The organism is Polynucleobacter sp. AP-Reno-20A-A9 (assembly GCF_018882085.1).
Lineage (GTDB): Bacteria > Pseudomonadota > Gammaproteobacteria > Burkholderiales > Burkholderiaceae > Polynucleobacter.
Genome location: NZ_JACVPB010000002.1, coordinates 35,143 through 55,980, shown reverse-complemented (window position 1 = coordinate 55,980; position 20,838 = coordinate 35,143). Strand labels below are relative to the sequence as shown.

Annotated in this window: 18 protein-coding genes; 5 read left to right on the top strand and 13 right to left on the bottom strand. The window is 47.5% G+C overall.

Annotated features, from left to right (window positions below; genetic code table 11):
• Positions 1-26: 26 nt before the first annotated feature.
• The gene (locus tag ICN39_RS01935; protein WP_216232455.1) at positions 27-641 is read right to left on the bottom strand and encodes a glutathione S-transferase; all 615 of its coding nucleotides are present in this window, start codon (positions 639-641) and stop codon (positions 27-29) included.
• Positions 642-736: 95 nt separating this feature from the next.
• Here ICN39_RS01935 and purB point away from each other — a divergent pair, with 95 nt between their 5' ends.
• Entirely contained in the window at positions 737-2,116 is a 1,380-nt protein-coding gene (purB, locus tag ICN39_RS01930; protein WP_216232454.1) for an adenylosuccinate lyase, read from the top strand.
• Complete coding sequence (locus ICN39_RS01925) at positions 2,113-3,468, top strand: 3-deoxy-D-manno-octulosonic acid transferase (protein WP_216232453.1); 1,356 nt, start codon at positions 2,113-2,115, stop codon at positions 3,466-3,468. Before purB ends, ICN39_RS01925 begins: the two co-directional genes overlap by 4 nt.
• A gap of 14 nt (positions 3,469-3,482) precedes the next feature.
• Here ICN39_RS01925 and secF read toward each other — a convergent pair whose 3' ends face one another.
• The 5 genes from secF to queA form a co-directional block, all read right to left on the bottom strand.
• Complete coding sequence (gene secF / locus ICN39_RS01920) at positions 3,483-4,457, bottom strand: protein translocase subunit SecF (protein ID WP_216232452.1); 975 nt, start codon at positions 4,455-4,457, stop codon at positions 3,483-3,485.
• 3 nt (positions 4,458-4,460) lie between these two features.
• Positions 4,461-6,320, bottom strand: a complete 1,860-nt coding sequence (gene secD / locus ICN39_RS01915; protein ID WP_216232451.1) for a protein translocase subunit SecD — start codon at positions 6,318-6,320, stop codon at positions 4,461-4,463.
• Between the two features lie 38 nt (positions 6,321-6,358).
• Complete coding sequence (gene yajC, locus ICN39_RS01910) at positions 6,359-6,685, bottom strand: preprotein translocase subunit YajC (protein WP_216232450.1); 327 nt, start codon at positions 6,683-6,685, stop codon at positions 6,359-6,361.
• A gap of 136 nt (positions 6,686-6,821) precedes the next feature.
• Positions 6,822-7,979 (bottom strand): tRNA guanosine(34) transglycosylase Tgt, encoded by a 1,158-nt coding sequence (gene tgt / locus ICN39_RS01905; protein WP_216232449.1) that lies wholly within the window; start codon positions 7,977-7,979, stop codon positions 6,822-6,824.
• Positions 7,976-9,022, bottom strand: a complete 1,047-nt coding sequence (gene queA, locus ICN39_RS01900; protein WP_216232448.1) for a tRNA preQ1(34) S-adenosylmethionine ribosyltransferase-isomerase QueA — start codon at positions 9,020-9,022, stop codon at positions 7,976-7,978. The genes tgt and queA overlap by 4 nt, the downstream gene beginning before the upstream one ends.
• Positions 9,023-9,052: 30 nt before the next feature.
• Here queA and recG point away from each other — a divergent pair, with 30 nt between their 5' ends.
• Together recG and ubiA are read left to right on the top strand one after the other, a co-directional pair.
• On the top strand, positions 9,053-11,140 hold the full coding sequence (gene recG / locus ICN39_RS01895; RefSeq protein WP_216232447.1) for an ATP-dependent DNA helicase RecG: 2,088 nt from the start codon (positions 9,053-9,055) through the stop codon (positions 11,138-11,140).
• Between the two features lie 10 nt (positions 11,141-11,150).
• Entirely contained in the window at positions 11,151-12,014 is an 864-nt protein-coding gene (gene ubiA, locus ICN39_RS01890; RefSeq protein ID WP_216232446.1) for a 4-hydroxybenzoate octaprenyltransferase, read from the top strand.
• Here the strand turns inward: ubiA and proC are convergent.
• The 5 genes from proC to ICN39_RS01865 are packed head-to-tail and all read right to left on the bottom strand — an operon-like array spanning position 12,011 to position 17,520.
• A complete protein-coding gene (proC, locus tag ICN39_RS01885) occupies positions 12,011-12,880 on the bottom strand; it encodes a pyrroline-5-carboxylate reductase (protein ID WP_216232445.1) in 870 nt (289 codons plus the stop codon). The genes ubiA and proC overlap by 4 nt on opposite strands.
• Entirely contained in the window at positions 12,877-13,602 is a 726-nt protein-coding gene (locus ICN39_RS01880) for a YggS family pyridoxal phosphate-dependent enzyme (RefSeq protein WP_216232444.1), read from the bottom strand. The genes proC and ICN39_RS01880 overlap by 4 nt, the downstream gene beginning before the upstream one ends.
• Positions 13,599-14,876 carry a glycolate oxidase subunit GlcF gene (gene glcF / locus ICN39_RS01875; protein WP_216232443.1) on the bottom strand — a complete coding sequence of 426 codons (1,278 nt, stop codon included), beginning with the start codon at positions 14,874-14,876 and terminating at the stop codon, positions 13,599-13,601. Before glcF ends, ICN39_RS01880 begins: the two co-directional genes overlap by 4 nt.
• Positions 14,877-14,884: 8 nt before the next feature.
• Positions 14,885-16,030: a glycolate oxidase subunit GlcE gene (gene glcE / locus ICN39_RS01870; RefSeq protein WP_216232442.1), complete on the bottom strand. Its 1,146-nt coding sequence runs from the start codon at positions 16,028-16,030 to the stop codon at positions 14,885-14,887.
• Positions 16,030-17,520: an FAD-linked oxidase C-terminal domain-containing protein gene (locus ICN39_RS01865; RefSeq protein ID WP_216232671.1), complete on the bottom strand. Its 1,491-nt coding sequence runs from the start codon at positions 17,518-17,520 to the stop codon at positions 16,030-16,032. The genes glcE and ICN39_RS01865 overlap by 1 nt, the downstream gene beginning before the upstream one ends.
• 42 nt (positions 17,521-17,562) lie before the next feature.
• Here ICN39_RS01865 and ICN39_RS01860 point away from each other — a divergent pair, with 42 nt between their 5' ends.
• A complete protein-coding gene (locus ICN39_RS01860; protein ID WP_216232441.1) occupies positions 17,563-18,132 on the top strand; it encodes a cob(I)yrinic acid a,c-diamide adenosyltransferase in 570 nt (189 codons plus the stop codon).
• Between the two features lie 48 nt (positions 18,133-18,180).
• On the opposite strand, the gene ICN39_RS01855 is transcribed toward ICN39_RS01860, so the two are convergent.
• The gene (locus tag ICN39_RS01855) at positions 18,181-19,305 is read right to left on the bottom strand and encodes a 3-deoxy-7-phosphoheptulonate synthase (RefSeq protein ID WP_216232440.1); all 1,125 of its coding nucleotides are present in this window, start codon (positions 19,303-19,305) and stop codon (positions 18,181-18,183) included.
• A gap of 30 nt (positions 19,306-19,335) precedes the next feature.
• Positions 19,336-20,826, bottom strand: coding sequence for a metalloprotease TldD (tldD, locus tag ICN39_RS01850; protein WP_255532249.1), 1,491 nt, complete (start codon positions 20,824-20,826; stop codon positions 19,336-19,338).
• Positions 20,827-20,838 lie beyond the last annotated feature (12 nt).

Below are 20,838 nucleotides of genomic sequence, written 5' to 3'. Positions count from 1 at the left end.
GCATTTTTAATTAAGCATCAAATTAATTAAGCAGCAGGTGGTTCGGTTTCAACAAAAGATGGTCGCTGCAATAATTTTTGATACAGACGATCTAAGTTTGGATATTGGGTTTGCCATTTCACTTCTGGAAAGCGAAATAATAAATATCCGATTGCGCAACCTACGGCGATATCTGCCAAGGTGATTTGATTGCCGTGACACCAAGCATTTCCACCAAGTTGTTCAGACATTTGACGTAGGGCTGCATTAATCTTGCCCATTTGACGGTCATACCAAGTTTGGCTTTGTTGCTCTGCTGGACGCAAAGTACGTTCCAAACGGGCCAAAATTCCAGCATCCATCACTCCGTCTGCTAGCGCTTCCCAGGTTTTCACGGCAGCACGCTCGCGGTTATCAGTCGGAATAAGCTTGCTGACTGGGCTCAGGCCATCAGCGTATTCAGCAATGACGCGGGAGTCATAGATAGCCTCTCCATCGTCAGCCATAAGGCAGGGAACCTTCCCCAGGGGGTTGGTAAGGGCAATTTTGGTGTCTGCAGCCCAAACATTCTCTAATTCGAGGTCAACATCGACCTTTTTCTCGTTAAAAACAATGCGTACTTTACGTACATAGGGGCTGGTGAGGGATCCGATAAGTTTCATGGCCTCAAGTATAGCTATCCTATTTGGGCTTTGCTGTACTCCAGAACGCATTAAAATCAGCTTTTATTGACATATTCAATGCAAAGGCAATATTCGTGAGTCAGCCGCTTTCAACCCTCAATGCCCTTTCACCCCTAGATGGCCGTTATGCCGGAAAACTGGATGCCTTGCGTCCATGGCTTTCCGAAGCCGCTTTTATGCGCCAACGTGTTTTTGTAGAGATTCATTGGCTCTTGGCGTTGGCTTCTGCCGGCTTGCCTGATGTCCCAAAAATTAATGCTGCTGACGAAGCTTTTTTACTTTCACTTCCAGAAAACTTTTCTGATGCGGATGCCCAGCGTATTAAAGATATCGAAGCGGTAACTAACCATGATGTAAAAGCAGTGGAGTACTTCTTAAAAGAAAAAGTTGCTGGACGACCAGATTTATTAAAAGCAAGTGAGTTCATTCACTTCGCCTGTACCTCAGAAGACATTAACAATACTTCTCACGGTTTAATGTTGCGCGGTGCCCGCGATGAGGTGCTCTTGCCGCAACTCAGAAAAGTACTTTCAGTATTGACTGATCTCGCGATTGAGAACGCTAAAGTTCCTTTGCTTTCCCGCACTCACGGTCAGCCAGCTTCACCAAGTACTTTGGGCAAGGAGATCGCCAATATTGCCAAGCGTTTAGAGCGCGCGATTGACTCTATCGCCGCAGCTCCTTTGCTCGGCAAGATGAATGGCGCAGTGGGTAACTACAACGCTCATATGTCAGCGTATCCTGATTTTGATTGGGAAAATTTTTCCAAGAACGTAGTTGAGAAACGTCTGGGTTTAACGTTCAATCCCTACACTATTCAAATTGAACCGCACGATGGCATGGCCCAGCTCTTTGATGCGATCGCTCGTGCTAACACGATTCTTTTGGATATGGATCGCGACTTTTGGGCTTATATCTCGGTTGGCTATTTTAAGCAGCGCACTAAAGCGGGTGAGATCGGTTCATCTACTATGCCGCATAAAGTGAACCCGATTGACTTTGAGAACTCTGAAGGTAACTTGGGTGTTGCCAATGCGTTACTGCGTCACCTTGCTGAAAAATTACCAATCTCTCGTTGGCAGCGTGACTTGACTGACTCTACTGTCTTGCGCAATCTAGGCCCTGCATTTGGCCATAGCGTATTGGCTTATGACAGCGCCTTGCGCGGGCTTGGAAAGCTAGAAGTAAACCATGCTGCCATAGCTGCTGATTTAGATGCATGCTGGGAAGTATTGGCTGAGCCAGTGCAAACGGTGATGCGTCGTTACGGTATTGAGAATCCCTATGAGCAGTTAAAAGAATTGACTCGTGGCAAAGGTATTAATCAAGCAGACCTGCAAACCTTTATTCGTGGTTTGAAGATTCCTGAGGATGCAAAAGCACGTTTGTTGGAGATGACGCCATCTTCTTACTTAGGTAAGGCGGTCGAATTGACCGAACGTCTCAAAAAGTGAGTTTGACTACCAATTCAGAATACGGGGCGCGTCCCCGGATCTGGTTTGCTGCTTACCAATTGCTATGGCATCTTTTATTGCCGTTGGCCTTTATTCGTCTAGCTTGGCGTGCATGTCATGCCTTCTCCTACCTTCATCACATTCCTGAGCGATTGGGCTTTGGCTACAGCAAGCCCATTGCTCAAGGATCTATTTGGATTCATGCAGTATCAGTGGGGGAGACACGTGCGGCTCAACCATTGATTGAAGCCTACTTGGCCAAGGGCGAAGCCGTTTTGCTCACCCATATGACCTTGAATGGCCGCCGCACCGGTAAGCAATTATTTGCTAAAGAGATTGCTTCTGGGCAAATTCGACAAGTCTATTTACCTTACGACCTTTGCTGGTCTGTAGAGCATTTCTTAAAGACATTTAAACCAAAGTTTGGCCTCTTCATGGAGACTGAAGCTTGGCCAACAGTGGTCTTTCGTTGCAAAGAAATTGACTTGCCCCTATTTTTAGTCAATGCCCGTTTATCTGAGCGAAGTGCCCGTCGCATCAATCGATTCGGTAAAGCAGGGCGCGCATTATTTCAAGCCTTTGCGGGGATTCTGGCGCAGACTGAGTTTGATGCAGGACGTTATCGTAGTCTAGGTGTTAAAAATGTTGTCATTACCGGCAATCTGAAATTTGATGTTCCTCTTGATGCTCAATTGCTTGCTAAGGGCAAAGAATGGCAGCGGGAACTGCATGCCGGGAATCGCCTGATGGTGTGTGCAGCAAGTACACGTGATGGGGAAGAGGCCATTATTCTGAAAGCCTGGAAAGATTTACTCTTGAGCAATGCATTTTCGACCCCCCCTTTGCTCTGTTTAGTGCCGCGTCATCCGGAGCGTTTCGCAGAAGTGGCAGACCACATCAATAATGCCGGCTTCAAGTTTCGCCGTCGTAGTGAGTGGACCGGTATTCCGAGTGAGTGCGCTGGATTGGATGTTGTTCTGGGTGACTCCATGGGTGAGATGCCGATGTATTACAGCGCCTCTGACTTAGTGCTGATGGGCGGAAGCTTACTGCCTTTTGGAGGTCAAAACCTGATTGAGGCTTGCGCAGCAGGCTGCCCTGTTCTTTTGGGTGAGCACACCTATAACTTCCAACAGGCTGCCTTAGATGCGATTGATAGTGGCGCAGCTAAACGCATTCATGGCGAATTACTTTTAACGGAGCCAATAGCCTTAATGGAGGCTTTGAAAGAATTGCTATTAAATGCTACCGAGTTGGCAAAGATGAGCGTAGCTGCTAAGTCTTATGCAACAGAGCATCAAGGTGCAACTAACAGAATCTTAGCTGCCCTTGATCAACAAAACTTACGCTGAACTAAAAGATTGGGTTAGACCCGCGCTCCGTAGTTGGGGTCATCTTTTCGAGCATCATCATCCGGCTTTTTATCACCCTTCACTAAATCTTCACGTGTAACACCAAGCCACATGGCCAATGCTGCAGCCACGAAGACTGAAGAGTAGATACCAAACAAAATACCAATGGTCAGCGCTAAGGCGAAATAGAAGAGTGTGGGGCCACCAAAGACCAGCATTGCTAGAACCATCATCTCAGTACTACCGTGGGTAATAACGGTACGACTGATGGTGCTAGTAATCGCGTTATCAATGATTTCACGGGTATTCATCTTGCGGTATTTGCGGAAGTTCTCACGAATACGGTCAAAGATCACCACAGATTCGTTGACTGAGTAACCTAACACTGCGAGAACGGCCGCCAGGACTGAGAGTGAGAACTCCCACTGGAAGAAGGCAAAGAAGCCCAAAATAATGACAACGTCATGTAAGTTCGCAATGATGCCAGCGAGCGCAAACTTCCACTCAAAACGGAAGGATAGATACACCACGATGCCAATGATCACAAAGATGAGTGCTTTTAAGCCATCAATAGCCAGTTCTTGACCTACCTGTGGACCAACAAACTCAACTCGTTGCAACTTCACGCCAGTAATCGCTGGTTCCAGTGCCTGCATAACTGCAGTGCTTTGGTCGGCAGAGGAGATCAACTTACCTTCCGCATCTTTTTGTAAAGGCAGGCGAATCATTACATCACGTGAGCTACCAAAGTTCTGAATCTGAGTATCGGCATAGCCAAGCTTCTCGACTTTGGAGCGAATAGAGTCCAGTGGCGCAGTCTGTGGGTAGCTGACTTCCATCACCGTACCGCCAGTAAATTCGATGGATAGGTGTAGGCCGTTATGCCAGAGGAAAAAGACTGCAGCTAAAAAAGTGATTAAAGAAATCGCATTGAGCACCAATGCATGGCGCATAAAGGGAATATCTTTTTTGATTCGGAAAAATTCCATGGCTTATTTCTCCTGTGGGCGCCAAACTTGGCCGATAGCGAGTTTTTGAATCTTCTTATGTCTGCCGTACCAGAGGTTAACAAGGCCACGCGAGAAGAAGACAGCCGAGAACATTGAAGTCAGAATACCTAAGCAGTGAACCACTGCGAAGCCTTTGATGGGACCTGATCCGAACGCTAATAAGGCTAGACCGGCAATCAAAGTTGTTACGTTGGAGTCCAGAATCGTTGCCCAAGCTTTATCGAAGCCTACGGAAATCGCCGTTTGTGGTGAGGCTCCGTTACGTAACTCTTCGCGAATGCGCTCGTTAATCAACACGTTGGAGTCAATCGCCATACCGAGAGCCAAAGCCATCGCAGCGATACCAGGCAAGGTGAGGGTTGCTTGCAACATTGATAACACCGAGATGAGCAAGAGCAAGTTCACTGCTAATGCAACAACAGAGAAAGTACCAAACAGTAAGTAGTAGGCCATCATAAAAATTGCGATAGCAGTAAAGCCAATTAAGAGCGACTTAAAGCCCTTCTCAATATTTTCTGCGCCTAGGCTTGGTCCGATAGTGCGTTCTTCAATGATTTCCATTGGCGCTGCTAATGAGCCAGCGCGCAAGAGGAGGGCTAAGTCATTGGCGCTCGCGGTGGTAGGTTGACCGGTGATCTGGAACTTAGAGCCAAACTCACTTTGAATAGTAGCAATGGTGAGAACTTCGCCTTTACCCTTTTCGAACAAGATCATGCCCATTGGCTTGCCGATATTTTCGCGAGTCACTTCTTGCATCACTCGACCACCAGCAGCATCCAGGGAGATGTTTACGGCAGGACGTTGGTTTTGATCAAAGCCAGCGCTTGCATCAGTAATGCGATCTCCACTGAAGATGACTGATTTTTTAAATACACCCAAGCGGTTTTCACCAAATCGGAAAGTGTCCATGCCTGGAGGAGGAGTTTCGCCTAAGCCAATGGTGGAAACCAAGGGGTCAGCCAAGCGAGACTCTAGTGTTGCTGTACGACCAATAATGTCTTTGGCACGAGCCGTATCTTGTACGCCAGGTAACTGCACCACAATACGCTCAGCACCTTGTTGTTGAATCACTGGCTCTTTAACTGCCAACTCATTTACACGCTTATTCAGAGTAATGATGTTTTGTTTAACGGCATTATCTTGAATTTCCTTTAAAGCGGTCGGCTTAAATTCACCTACTAATTTAGGTAAAGAGCCATTGGATTTGATTAGCCAAATCAGTTCAGGCTGTGCCGTTGTTAGTACTGTGCGCGCTTGATTGGCATCTTCGACATTAGCCAGGTTAATGGAGATAAAGTCCGCACCACGCTCAATCCCTTGGTGACGAATGCTCTTGTCACGCAATTGACTGCGAATATCGCCTGCTAAGGAAGTTACTTTTTTCTGAACTGCACCCTTCATATCCACTTGCAGGAGGAAGTAAACACCGCCACGTAAATCCAGACCCAGTGGCATTGGTAAGGCGTTGATAGCACTTAGCCAGCTCGGCGTATTGGACAGTAAATTTAAGGCTACGGTGTAGTTGGGATCATTTTGATCTACATTCAATTTTTGCTGCAATAGATCGCGTGCACGCAACTGAATGTCAGTATTGTTGAAGCGAACTTTGATAGAGCCTACATTGCCAGCGACTTCAAAGAAGATGCCGGTATTACCAATGTTTTCTTCTGCCAGAATTTTTTCGACACGAGACTGGGTTGCCAAATCAACCTTGATGGTTGGTTTGGCAGACGAGACTTGAACCGCTGGAGCCTCACCATAGAAATTGGGTAATGAATATAGTCCGCCGATCAGTAATGCAACAGCGATGACTAGATATTTCCAGAGAGGGTAGCGATTCATATAGAGATACTTTTAATCAAACAAATTAAGCGGATGCATTAAGCAGACTTCAGTGTGCCTTTTGGCAATACTGTAGTGATAGCACCTTTTTGCATTTGCACTTCAGTGCCAGCAGAAATCTCAACGGTAACCACTTGGTCTTTTAACGCCGTTACTTTGCCCATGATGCCGCCAACAGTAACAACCTCATCACCAACACCTAATGACTCAAGCATTGCTTTGGTTTCTTTTTGACGCTTCATTTGTGGGCGAATCATGATGAAGTACAAAACTGCAAACATCAAAATTAAAGGGAGAAAGCTCATCAAGCCATTGGAATCTGCGCCCGCTGCAGGAGCTTGGGCAAAAGCGTTACTAATCCACATACAAAACCTCCGTTAATTACCAATTGAAAACTGCGATATTTTTCGACCTTGAAACCAATGGCCGTAACCCGCAATTCTAAACTGTGTGGGGCTTTGGAGGTGATTTGCAGGGGGGGTTTTGCCCCCTGTAGGGCTATTAGTCCTGTCCGGGCTCAACGCCGCGCTGGCGATTACTATGAAATTCTTCCCGATAAGCGCTAAAACGGTCTTTGCTGAGAGCCTCACGGACCTCATTCATGAGCTGGAGGTAATAGGACAGGTTGTGGATGGTGTTCAGCTGGGATCCGAGGATCTCATTCGCCTTTTGGAGGTGATTTAAGTAGGATCTGGTGAAGTTTTGGCAGGTATAGCACGCACAGGTGGGGTCTACCGGGCGATCATCGTCCTTATACCCAGAATTGCGGAGCTTGAGGTCGCCAAAGCGGGTAAAAAGCCAGCCATTGCGGGCATTGCGGGTTGGCATCACGCAATCAAACATATCAATGCCTAAGCTAACGCCCAACATCAGATCTTCTGGAGTGCCAACGCCCATTAAATAATGAGGCATATGTTCTGGCAATTTTGGTGCTGTGAAATTGAGAATCCGCTCAAACTCGGGTTTTGGTTCTCCAACCGATAGGCCGCCAATTGCAATCCCATCAAAACCTTGTTGACTTACGGCGTCTAAAGAAAATTCACGCAGATTCTCAAACATGCCGCCCTGGACAATACCAAAGAGTCCGTTGCCAGTATTGAGTTCGCGGAAGCGCTTCAGGGAGCGATCACCCCAGCGCAAAGACATCTCTAGTGATGCACGAGCTGTTTTTTCGGAGGTTGGTTGACCTTTGATTTCGTAAGGAGTGCATTCATCAAACTGCATCGCAATATCGCTATTGAGTACCGCCTGAATTTCCATCGACACTTCTGGAGACATAAATAATTTGTCGCCATTAATTGGAGATGCAAAAGTCACGCCTTCTTCGGAGATCTTGCGCAATGCGCCCAAACTAAAAACCTGAAAGCCACCAGAGTCAGTGAGGATCGGCTTGTCCCAACCCATGAAGCGATGCAAGCCACCATGTTTTTTAATGACATCTAATCCCGGTCTTAACCAAAGATGAAAGGTATTGCCTAAAATAATTTGCGCTTTAGCTTCATTCAAATCACGTGGCGTCATTGCCTTTACGGTGCCGTACGTTCCAACAGGCATAAAGATCGGTGTCTGTACGCTACCGTGCGGCAGGTCAAGTTGACCAAGGCGCGCCGGGCTTTGCGAGTCGCGCGCCAGAATATTGAAGTGAACGGGTTTGGTCATAACTTTGGATTCTCGAGTCGACAAAGAAACATCGCATCTCCATAACTAAAGAAACGATACTTCTGATGAATGGCATGTTGATAAGCTGCACGGATGTTATCCATTCCGGCAAAAGCACTTACCAACATTAATAAAGTAGATTTTGGCAGATGAAAGTTGGTTAACAAACAATCTACCGTTTTAAATTGATAACCTGGGGTAATAAAGAGATTAGTCTCGCCGCTACTTTGTCCACTGGCTGCCTGGCTCTCCAGGGCGCGCAGACTGGTAGTGCCTACCGCAACAACTCTGCCACCATTTTTCTTGGTAGCCTCAATTGCTTGTAATGTCTCATTGGGAATAGAAAACCATTCGTAATGCATCTTATGTTTTGAAAGATCCTCTTCGCGTACGGGTGTGAATGTTCCAGCCCCCACATGCAAGGTGACGGCAGCTTGTTGAACACCTAATGCCTTGAGTTCTTGCAAGATGGACTCGTCAAAATGTAAACCTGCTGTCGGGGCAGCTACTGCCCCTGGATTTTTAGCGACTACCGTTTGATAGCGCTGCGCATCTTCACCATCGGGTTGATGCTCAATGTAGGGGGGTAATGGGAGTTCACCAAAACGCTCAAGCAAAGAAAAAACATTCTCCGGAAAGCGGACTTCGTAAAAACGTCCATCATAGCCAATCATCTCTACGGGGAATGTTTCGCCTACTTGGTTATGGATATGAACAATCATTCCAGTCTTAGGTACCTTAGATGCCCTAATTTGTACCCAAGCCTGCTTTTCTCCGCTAATGCGTTCGATGAGTAGCTCAACGTTCCCGCCAGTCTCCTTTTTACCGTGTAAGCGCGCAGGAATGACTTTGGTGTCGTTAAATACTAATAAGTCCCCGGGCTGAAGAAGGTTAAGAATGTCCTTAAACTGTCGATCTACCAATTCGACGTGATTTGGCCCATCAGCCTTGACCTCTAAGAGGCGGCTATCGGTTCTATTCGCCAAAGGATGCTGGGCGATTAGTTCGGGCGGGAGTTCGTAATTAAAGTCGGAGAGTTGCATAGCATTACCATCAGGTGTTAGATTTTAACGATGACTACTAAACAAGCGCCAAGCACACTCCAAAAGATGGGTTTAGACAGCCCTATGGCCCTTGCTTTGCACCTGCCATCCCGCTATGAGGATGAGACGGAGCTGCTGACTATTGAGGAGGCTATCCATCAGGGTAGGTTTAATTCGGCCCAGACCCAAGGTGTAGTCATTCGTAATCAGGTCCTATTTCGGCCCAGAAGGCAGATGATAGTGACTATTGAGGATGAAACTGAAACCTTAAACCTCCGTTTTCTCAATTTCTACCCTAGCCAACAGAAGCAAATGGCTGTCGGGGTCAATATTCGAGTTCGCGGTGAAGTGCGTGAAGGTTTTCAGGGTCCAGAGATGGTTCATCCTACCGTGCGAGCCGTAGCCCCAGATGCGCCTTTGCCAGCTAGTTTGACCCCGGTTTACCCGGCAAGCGTTGGGGTTTCGCAAACGATTATTCGTAAGGCCGTGACACAAGCCTTACGTGACTCAAGCCTGCAAGACAGTTTGGCTGAGTTCTTACCCAAAAAACTGATGGCGGAGTTATTGCCAAGTAATGACTGGCCAAGCCTTCAAGCAGCGATTACCTATTTGCATCAACCGCCTGCTGACGCTAATACCCAGGCATTGCTGGAGCGTACTCATCCCGCTTGGCGTCGAGTGCAGTTTGAAGAACTCCTTGCTCAGCAAATTTCTTTAAAGCGTGCGCATGCGATTCGTCAGGAGCGGCATGCGCCAAGTTTTGCAAAAAATAAAGAAGAGCGTAAAGACAAGAGAGGGCAGCAAAGCTTTGAAGAGGGTTTGCTAAAAGTGTTGCCTTTTAAATTAACCAATGCTCAAGATCGTGTTTGGTCTGAAATTAGCAATGATCTTTCCAAGTCATTCCCTATGAATCGCCTTCTGCAAGGAGACGTGGGTAGTGGCAAGACTGTTGTAGCTGCCTTAGCTGCCGCGCGAGTAATGGATCATGGCTATCAAGCCGCCATCATGGCGCCTACGGAGATCTTGGCTGAGCAGCACTATCTCAAAATGAAAGAATGGTTTGAACCTTTGGGGGTAAAAATCGCTTGGCTGTCAGGAAGTCTGAGGGCGAAAGAAAAAAGACTGGCACAAGAGATGATCGAGAATGGGCAAGCCCAACTCATTATCGGTACCCATGCCTTGATTCAGGAGAATGTCAGTTTTGCTAGATTGGGTTTAGCAGTAATTGATGAGCAACATCGCTTTGGAGTGAGGCAGCGTTTAGAGATTCAGCAACGGGTAGGTTCAGAATTGTTTTACTGCCATCAACTGATGATGTCTGCTACACCAATACCGCGTACCTTAGCGATGACCTACTATGCTGACTTAGATGTCTCCGTTATCGATGAGTTACCTCCTGGCCGAAAGACGATTGCCACTAAAGTGGTCAAAGCCAGTCGCCGTGATGAGGTGATCGGCGGTTTACAAAGTTGGGTATCCAAGGGGTTGCAAGCGTATTGGGTTTGCCCCCTGATTGAAGAATCTGAAGTGTTGCAATTGCAAACGGCAGTTGAGAGCTTCGAGCAATTGACGCTGGCTTTACCTGACTTTAAGGTTGGCTTGGTGCATGGCAGATTAAAAGCGGAAGAAAAAGCAGCAGTCATGGCCGCCTTCAAGGCAAATGAGATTGACCTCTTGGTTGCCACTACGGTAATTGAGGTTGGGGTAGATGTACCGAATGCGGCCTTAATGGTGATTGAGCATGCTGAGCGTTTTGGTTATGCCCAGATTCATCAGCTGCGCGGCCGCGTGGGGAGAGGATCTGCAGATTCCGTTTGTATTTTGATGTATGCCGAGCCGCTTTCAATGGCTGCTAAGGAGCGTCTACAAACTTTACGCGAGACCTCAGATGGATTTGTGATTGCTGAGCGGGATTTATCGCTGCGTGGTCCGGGTGAGTTACTAGGTGCGAAGCAATCAGGTGATGCTATGTTGCGCTTTGTCGATTTGCAACGCGACGCCTGGCTAATTGAGCTGGCCCAACAGGCGGCTGAGCGCTTGCTTGCTGAGCATGCAGATCTAGTGGAGCGTCATTTAGAGCGCTGGCTCGGATCTCGAGCGGAATTTTTAAAGGCCTGATAATTACCCTATGAATTTAAAAGAGCGCTTGATATCTTATGGATACTTAATCAGGCTAGATAAGCCGATTGGTACGCTATTGCTGTTGTGGCCTACGCTCTGGGCTCTTTGGTTGGCAAGCAGTGGCATGCCTGATTTGTCTATTTTGTTGATCTTTACGGCGGGCACATTTCTAATGCGCAGTGCTGGCTGTGCAATTAATGACTACGCTGACCGTGATTTTGATCGTCATGTTAAAAGGACGCAAGACCGCCCCGTAACGAGTGGAAAAATCTCTGGCAAAGAGGCTATAGCTGTAGCCGGGACTTTAGCCCTCATTGCGTTTTTACTCATTCAGCCTCTGAATACATTTACAAAACAACTATCAGTACTTGCTTTGCTGGTAGCCTTTATCTACCCCTTCACTAAACGCTTTTTTGCCATGCCCCAAGCCGTCTTAGGTATTGCCTTTGGGTTTGGTATCCCGATGGCTTATGCGGCTATTTTGGATTTCATTCCCCTTGAGGCTTGGTTCTTATTTATCGGAAACATCTTTTGGGCAATCGCCTATGACACTGCTTATGCCATGGTGGATCGAGATGATGACTTGCGCTTAGGGCTGAGAACATCCGCAATTACTTTTGGGCAGTACGATGTCGTCGCTATTGCAATCAGCTACGGCATGCTTTTTCTGAGCCAGTTATGGGTGGCTCAATTGGCTAACTTGAGTAATTATTTTTTATTGGGATGGTTCCCCGCGCTAGCTTGCGCAATCTATCACTTGAAGTTGGTGTCAACCCGCAATAGAGATAATTGCTTTAAAGCATTCCGCCATAACAATTGGTTAGGCGGATTTTTATTTCTGGGGATTTTGTTGGGTCTAGGTATTAATTAACTCTGGCCGAGTTCATCGCCCATCGCTTTACCACGCTGACTTGCAGCATCAATCGCTTTTTCTAAGATCTCGTGCCAACCTTGTTGCTTCATGACATCTAGAGCGGCAGCAGTAGTTCCACCCTTTGAAGTGACTCTCTCGCGAAGAACCCCAGCGTGTTCATCAGAGTTATGGGCCAGCTGCGTAGCGCCTTCAAGAGTGGCATAAGCCAGCTTGCGAGCTGTCTCTGAATCAAGGCCAAGCTTCTCTCCAGCAGATTGCATTGCCTCAAGAAACGCAAAGACATAAGCAGGGCCGCTGCCAGAAACAGCAGTTACTGCATCCATCAGCTTTTCTTCTTTTACCCAAACGGCTTGACCTACCGCATTACAAATAGTTTCAGCTAAGGCGCGGTCAGACTGATCAACAGCCGTATCTGCAAAAAGACCGGTAATACCTTTGCCAATTAAGGCTGGAGTATTAGGCATGGCGCGCACACAGCGCGTGTGGTCAAGCCAGCGACTCATATCTTTTAAGCGAATGCCGGCAGCGATACTCAGAATGAGTGGACCGGGAGCGCTGGCATGCTTTAACTTGGACGCCAAACCTTTAGCAACGACATTGAAGTCTTGTGGTTTGATCGCCATGACAAGCACATTATTTTTGGAGAAGTCAAAAGCGATGTTCTCCAGAGCACCAATACCTTGAACACCAAAATCTTCATATAACTTTAGGGCGGTTACAGCATTTGCCTCTACGACAGAGATTTGGTTGGGTTCGAATCCATTGGCAAGAAGGCCGCTGATGAGGGCGCGCCCCATATTGCCACCACCAATAAAGGTAATGTGCGCATTGCTATTATTTTGTACGATTTTGTTTGTGCTCATTTGCTAATCTTATCGCGCTTCCCAAAAATGGCTGTGCCAACACGAACTATAGTGCTGCCTTCAGCGATGGCAGCCTCTAAATCATCGGACATGCCAATCGAAAGGGTGTCAAAGAACTGGTAGCCGAGCTCAGTGAAGTGTGTGGCCTGTATCCGCTTGAAGCAATCTTGCACGGCTGCAAAAGCCTGACGCTGCAAAGTTGGATCTGGATTGGGGGCAGGAATGGCCATCAAGCCCCTCAAAACCAAGTTTGGCAAAGAGGCAATGGCATTACAGAGCTCTTCAACTTCAACCAGGGAAATACCACTTTTGCTTTCTTCCTCGCTGACATTGATTTGTACGCAAACCATCAATGGCGGTAAATCTGGAAACTCGCCACGTTGAGCGGATAGGCGTTCTGCAATTTTGAGACGGTCCACGCTATGAACCCAATCAAAGTGCTGCGCTACTTCTTTCGTTTTATTGCTCTGTAAGGGGCCTATAAAATGCCAGATTAACCATGGGCGTAATTTGGCTAGCTTCTCAATTTTTTCAACGGCCTCTTGCACGTAGTTTTCACCAAAGGCAGATTGTCCAGCGTGCATGGCTTCTTCAACTGCTGAGGCCGGAAAGGTTTTGCTAACCGCCAGAAGTTCAATTTCTTCGGGCTCACGTTTTGCGGCTAAGGCAGCCAGCTCAATCCGTGCTCTGACTTGCATCAGATTAACAACAATGGAATTCATGCGGCCTTAGAGGTTTTGCTCAGCAATTGATCTACGATTTCGATCCAATGGACCACTGGAGTGTCATCTTGTTGTAGATGAGTAATGCAACCAATATTCCCGGAAACAATCACTTCGGCACCAGACTCCTCACATGCTGCATTTAAGTGAGTTAACTTGTTTTTACGAAGTTGCTCAGATAGTTCTGGCTGAGTCACTGAATAAGTGCCGGCAGATCCGCAGCAAAGATGGCTATCGGCACATAAACGTACGCCAATACCGATGCTAGAAAGTAATCCCTCAACCTTGCCACGAATTTGTTGGCCGTGTTGCAAGGTGCAGGGTGGGTGATATACGACACCTGGTTTTGGGTCTGTACCCACCAGCTGAACTAGCTCATTTTGTAAGGAAGGTAGTATTTCGGAAATGTCTTTGGTTAGCTCGGAAATTTTCTTCGCTTTGGCCGCATAGGCAGAATCATTTGCAAACAAGTGGCCATAGTCTTTCACCATCACACCACAACCGGATGCTGTCATCACAATAGCTTCCACGCCACTTTCAACTAAAGGCCACCACGCATCAATATTTTGCTTGGCATTATCTAGGCCGCCAGCTTGATCATTGAGGTGATAACGTAGCGCTCCACAGCAGGTGGCATTGGGCGCGCTAATCATTTGAATTTTTAACGCATTAAGTACACGCGCTGTTGCTGAATTAATATTCGGGAGCATGCCAGGCTGTACGCAACCTTCGAGCAAAACCATTTTGCGCTGATGGGCTGCAGTAGGTCTTGCATAGGCATCGGTAGAATTGGCTAATGCTTTATTAACGGTCAGCGGAATCTTGCGTTTGATACCGCTTGGCATTAACGGACGTACTAAGCGACCTAGGCTCATAGCCGTATTAAATAAAGCCGGCTTAGTTAAACCTTCTTTTAGGGCCCAACGAGTCAGGCGTTGGCCGATTGGGCGCTCAGGCGTATTTTCTTCTGCCCATTTGCGACCAATGTCTATTAAATTGCCATATTGCACACCACTCGGGCAAGTACTCTCGCAATTGCGACAAGTTAAGCAACGATCTAAATGCAGGCGAGTCTTTTCAGTGGGCGTTTGACCCTCGGCGATCTGCTTAATCAGATAGATACGTCCGCGAGGACCATCTAACTCGTCACCAAGTATTTGATAGGTAGGGCAAGTGGCTGTACAGAAGCCGCAGTGAACACATTTGCCCAGAATGCGGGCTGCCTCGATACCTTCCGGCGTGTTGGCAAATTGAGGAGCGAGTTGAGTTTGCATAGAAAGACTTATGGAAGACGTTTAGTAGCGAATACACCTGCAGGATCAAAAGCTAATCTCAGGCGTTCTTGCACTGCCTCAAGGGCAAAGGAGTGAGCTTGCTCGGATAGCAAAGTAAAGCGCTGATTGCTAGGGTTTACATTTGCACCCTGTCTAAAGCGAGTTGTATGTCCGCCATGGGAGTTGGCAATGGCCTTGAAAGCTTTAAAGGTGGCCTCATCGCCAGGCGCCTTTATCCAGCGCTGTTGACCATGCCACTCCAAAATGATTTCATCGGCAGTGCCAGGGATAGTGATTGGTCCACAGGCCGCAGGTAGCGCTAAACGATAGAGCGTTTGATCTGCGCCAAGATTACTGAAGGCGGCAATTTTTTGCTCTCGCAAATCATTCCAGAAATGCTCAGCAATATCTTCTTTGACCTCAGCAGCCATTACCAAAGAACTCATGAGGGGGATGGCGGCTTTTACAGCAGCTGCCGCACCGGCGAGACGGAAAGTTAGCTCTCCATTTCCACCTTTGGCGGAACCAATCCAGCAACTTGCAGATAGAGGTAATGGCTGGCCAGCCCATTCATTCAATATCTTGAGGGCTTTCTCTTGAGAGATCTGACAACGTAAGATTGCGGTCGCAGCGGGTTTAGGCAAAACTTTGACTGAGGCCTCTAACAAAAGAGCAAGCGTTCCCAAAGAGCCAGGCAACAAACGAGAGACGTCATAACCCGCTACGTTCTTCATGACCTTACCGCCAAAGGAAAGATCTTGACCTTTGCCATCCAAAATTCGAGCGCCCAATACAAAGTCGCGGAAGTTGCCAACTGTAATGCGTCCTGGACCCGCTAGGCCAGCGGCAATTGCGCCACCAAAGGTTGCGTTCTCGCCAAAATGAGGTGGTTCAAAAGCAAGTACCTGATTTTTTTCTTTGAGAGCCGCTTCAATTTCTTTCAGCGGAGTGCCGGCACAAGCGGTGATGACTAATTCTTCTGGTTGGTATTCCAAAATGCCTGAGTAGGCACGTGTATCTAGTTTGGTATAGCTATTTGGATTGCCGTACCAAGACTTAGTGCCACCGCCTTGAATGGAGAGCGGGGTTTTGTTCTTTGCTGCATTCAGAATTTGCTCTTGGAATGCATTAATTTGTGGGTTGGAGTGACTCATCAGAAGCGCTCCAATTCTGGGTGAGGTAATTGACCACCGCTAATGCGCATACGACCATATTCTGCGCACCGACTCAAAGTCGGAATAGCTTTATCTGGGTTGAGTAATTTTTCTGGATCAAAAGCACTCTTCACACCCCAGAAGGATTCACGCTCACCTTCACCAAACTGCACGCACATCGAATTAATTTTTTCGATGCCAACACCATGCTCACCAGTGATCGTGCCACCGAGTTCTACACAGGCTTCTAGGATTTCGGTGCCGAATTCTTCTGCACGATGCCATTCTTCTTGGTCAGCACCGTTAAATAAAATCAGGGGATGCATATTGCCATCGCCTGCATGGAATACGTTTAAACATCCAAGGCCGTACTTTTCTTCCATACCCTGAATGCGCTTAAGTAGGGTGGCAATGTGGCGACGAGGAATAGTTCCATCCATGCAGTAGTAGTCTGGCGCTAGGCGCCCAGCTGCTGGGAAAGCATTTTTGCGCCCACTCCAAAACTTCAAGCGCTCACCTTCATCTTTAGAAATCTGAATACCGCTTGCGCCAGCTTCTTCAAGCACCTTGGTCATGCGTTCGATTTCTTCAGCAACTTCTTCTGGAGTGCCATCAGATTCGCAGAGCAAAATAGCTGCAGCGTCTAAGTCATAGCCTGCATGGACAAACTCCTCTACAGCGCGAGTGGTAGCTTTGTCCATCATCTCCAAACCAGCAGGAATAATGCCGGCTGCGATGATGGCAGCAACTGCATTACCACCTTTTTCGATGTCATCAAAACTTGCCATGATCACGCGAGCCAATTTTGGTTTCGCTACCAACTTAACTGTGACTTCAGTAACTACGGCAAGCATGCCTTCGCTACCCATCATGATGGCGAGTAAATCGAGTCCAGGTGCATCTGGTGCTAAGCCGCCAAATTCAACGATCTCACCGTTCATGAGTATTCCGCGCACACGCAGAACGTTGTGCAGAGTGAGGCCGTATTTAAGGCAGTGCACACCACCAGAGTTTTCATTGACGTTGCCGCCAATTGAACAAGCAATCTGAGAGGAGGGATCTGGAGCGTAATACAAACCGAGGTGGGCAACTGCTTCAGAAATAGCAAGATTGCGCACGCCAGGCTGAACAACTGCAGTGCGAGTAAACGGATCGATGCTGATAATTTTCTTGAGCTTGGCTAATGACAGCACCAACCCTTGAGAAAGGGGCATTGCGCCACCTGAGAGACCGGTTCCTGATCCGCGAGGTACTACTGGGATTTGCATCGCGTAGCAAATCTTCAGAATTTTGGCGACCTGCTCTTCTGTTTCTGGCAAAGCTACTGCCAAAGGCATCCGACGATAGGCGGCCAGACCATCACATTCGTATGGAATGGTGTCTTCTGGCTCCCATAGAAGGGCATATTCCGGCAGGATTGGGCGCAAGGCCGCAACCAATTTGGACTGAAGGGCGCTAATAGCGGCTAATTCGGGGGGTGGGGTCACCATATTCATAAGAATCATTTTAGCCATTTACCTATAATTAAGCTTATGGGAAATCGACTATCAAAAATCGCCACTAGAACCGGTGACGCAGGAATGACGGGCTTGGGTGACGGAAGTCGCGTGGAGAAGGATCACCTGCGGATCTGCGCCATGGGCGATATCGATGAGTTGAACTCAGAAATCGGGGTTTTAATGACCGAGGAGATCCCAGGAAGCATTTCTTCTGAATTACAGGAGCTTTTTCTGCAGGTGCAACATGATTTATTTGATTTGGGTGGTGAGCTCTGTATTCCCAATTACAAATTACTCAACCCTGAGCACGTAGCGCAGCTAGATGTTTGGCTAGAAAAATACAATTCACAACTACCTCCGTTAACGGAATTTATCCTACCCGGTGGTACACGTGCCGCAGCTCAAGCTCATGTATGTCGCACTGTGTGTCGAAGAGCGGAGCGTTCGATTGTGCGTTTAGGATGGGAAGAGCCTCTCTATGACTCTCCTCGTCAATATGTCAATCGCTTATCTGACTTACTCTTTGTGCTATCGCGTATTTTGAATCGTGCAGCTGGCGGTTCGGATGTATTGTGGAAGCATGAAAAAAAAGAGACCAAATAAATTAGTCTCTTTTAGTTTTATTCCTTAGCAATTAGAAATACAACTACATTATTTTTTCTTGCTTCTACGATTCTTAACGGCCGTAGCCAGACGCTCTAATACTTTCACAGAATCATCCCAGTTAATGCAGGCATCAGTAATACTCTTACCGTATTCCAAATTGCTTGGATCATCTTTTCCTGGCGTAAATTTCTGGGCGCCATCATTCAGATGGCTTTCCACCATCACACCAAAAATCTGATGTGAACCAGATTCAATTTGCTGCGCTACATCGTCAGCAACCACAATTTGACGCTCATGCTTCTTGCTTGAATTGGCATGTGACAAATCCACCATCAAACTGGCTGGAAGCTTGGCTGCTTCTAGCTCAGAGCAGGCTGCCTGCACAAACTGTGCTTCGTAGTTTGGCTCTTTACCGCCACGCAAAATCACGTGACAGTCTTTATTGCCTTTAGTTTCCACAACGGATACTTGACCATTTTTATGAACGGATAAGAAGTGATGTGGACGACCTGCTGCTTGAATGGCATCAGTTGCAATTTTGATGTTGCCATCAGTGCCGTTCTTAAATCCGATAGGTGCGGAAAGTCCGGAAGCAAGTTCACGGTGAACTTGGCTCTCGGTAGTGCGTGCACCAATTGCGCCCCAAGAAATGAGGTCAGCAATATATTGCGGTGAGATCACATCCAAAAACTCGCTACCAGCTGGCATTCCTAGGCGATTAATTTCCATCAATACTTGGCGCGCAAGGCGGAGACCTTCTTCGATGCGATAGCTTTCATCTAAGTAAGGGTCATTGATCAAACCTTTCCAGCCAACGGTAGTGCGTGGCTTCTCAAAATACACACGCATCACAATTTCTAATTCACCAGAAAAACGCTCACGCTCAGCTAAGAGGCGTTGGCAATATTCCAGTGCCGCTTTTGGATCATGAATAGAGCATGGTCCAATGATTACGAGTAAACGGTCATCTTTGCCATGAATAATGTCGCGGATCTTTTTGCGAGTGTTGCTGATCAACGCTTCAGTCGGAGTTCCAGAAATCGGAAAGAAGCGGATTAAATGCTCTGGCGGAGGCAGAACAGAAATGTTGTCAATGCGTTGATCGTCAGTATCTGAAGTCTTGTCGACAGCGGAGTACCAATTAGCGGGATTCGTATTTTGTTGGCTCATCCGGCTATTTTAAGCCGTAATTAGCCAATATTAGGCAGTCCCACCCACGGTCAGGCTGTCAATCCTTAGGGTAGGCTGTCCAACCCCGACTGGAACGCTTTGCCCTTCCTTCCCGCAAACCCCCACCCCACCGTCTAATTTCAGGTCATTTCCGATCATGGAAACCTGTTTTAGGGATTCTGGTCCGCTACCAATAATGGTGGCGCCTTTTACGGGGTATTGGATTTTGCCGTTTTCAACCCAGTAGGCCTCTGAAGCAGAGAAAACAAATTTGCCACTAGTGATATCAACCTGGCCACCACCAAAGTTCACTGCATATAAGCCGCGCTTGATACTAGCAACAATCTCTTGAGGATCATCTTTGCCGGCCAACATATAGGTATTGGTCATGCGCGGCATTGGCAGTGAAGCAAAGCTTTCACGGCGACCATTGCCGGTGAGGGGCATATTCATGAGTCGGGCATTCAGGCTATCTTGAATGTAACCTTTCAAGATGCCGTCCTCAATTAAGGTAGTGCATTGAGTCGGAGTGCCTTCGTCATCGATATTCAAAGAGCCTCTGCGCCCAGATAAGGTGCCATCATCCACAACGGTAACGCCCTTAGCCGCAACGCGCTGCCCAATGCGACCGGCAAAAGCAGAGGATCCTTTGCGATTAAAGTCTCCCTCGAGACCATGACCTACTGCCTCATGCAATAAAACGCCAGGCCAGCCCGGTCCCATGACCACTGTCATTGGGCCAGCAGGTGCTGGGCGAGATTCGAGGTTCACTAAGGCGCCATCAACTGCTTCATCGACATAGCGATTAATTAACTCCGTATCGAAGTAGAGATAGTCATGACGTGCGCCGCCGCCAGAGGAGCCTGATTCACGGCGACCATTCTGTTCTGCGATGACGTGTACCGAAACGCGCACCAGAGGGCGAACATCTGCGGCTAATAAGCCATCTGCTCGCACCACTAATACGACATCAAATTCTCCGGCCAGACTTGCCATTACCTGGATGATTCTTGGGTCACGTGCTTTAGCCCGACGCTCGATGCTTTCTAGTAATGCAATTTTTTCTTTGGGCTGAAGAGAATCTAAAGGATTGACATCGGAGTAGAGCTTATTGGATACGGGGTTAAATAGTTTGCTTGCAACCGCCTGCTTACCGCCCTCGGGTCCAATCACTCGAGTGGCTTTTGCCGCTTTATTTAAAGCCTCTAAATTAATTTCATCTGAATAAGCAAAAGCTGTTTTATCGCCATAAATAGCGCGCACACCGACGCCTTGATCAATATTAAAGCTGCCGGATTTAACGATACCTTCTTCAAGACTCCAGCTCTCGCTACGAGTGTGTTGGAAGTAGAGATCTGCATCATCAAGGCGATGGGCAAATAGATTTCCAAAGGTGCCGTGCAAATCTTGCTCAGATAAGCCTGTTGGTTCTAGCAAAATAGATTTGGCTAATTTGATGAGGTCTGCTTGCTTTTTGGCTTTGGTCCAATTAGCGGGAAATAGTGCTTCTGGTGCATTCATGTGATTCAGAAA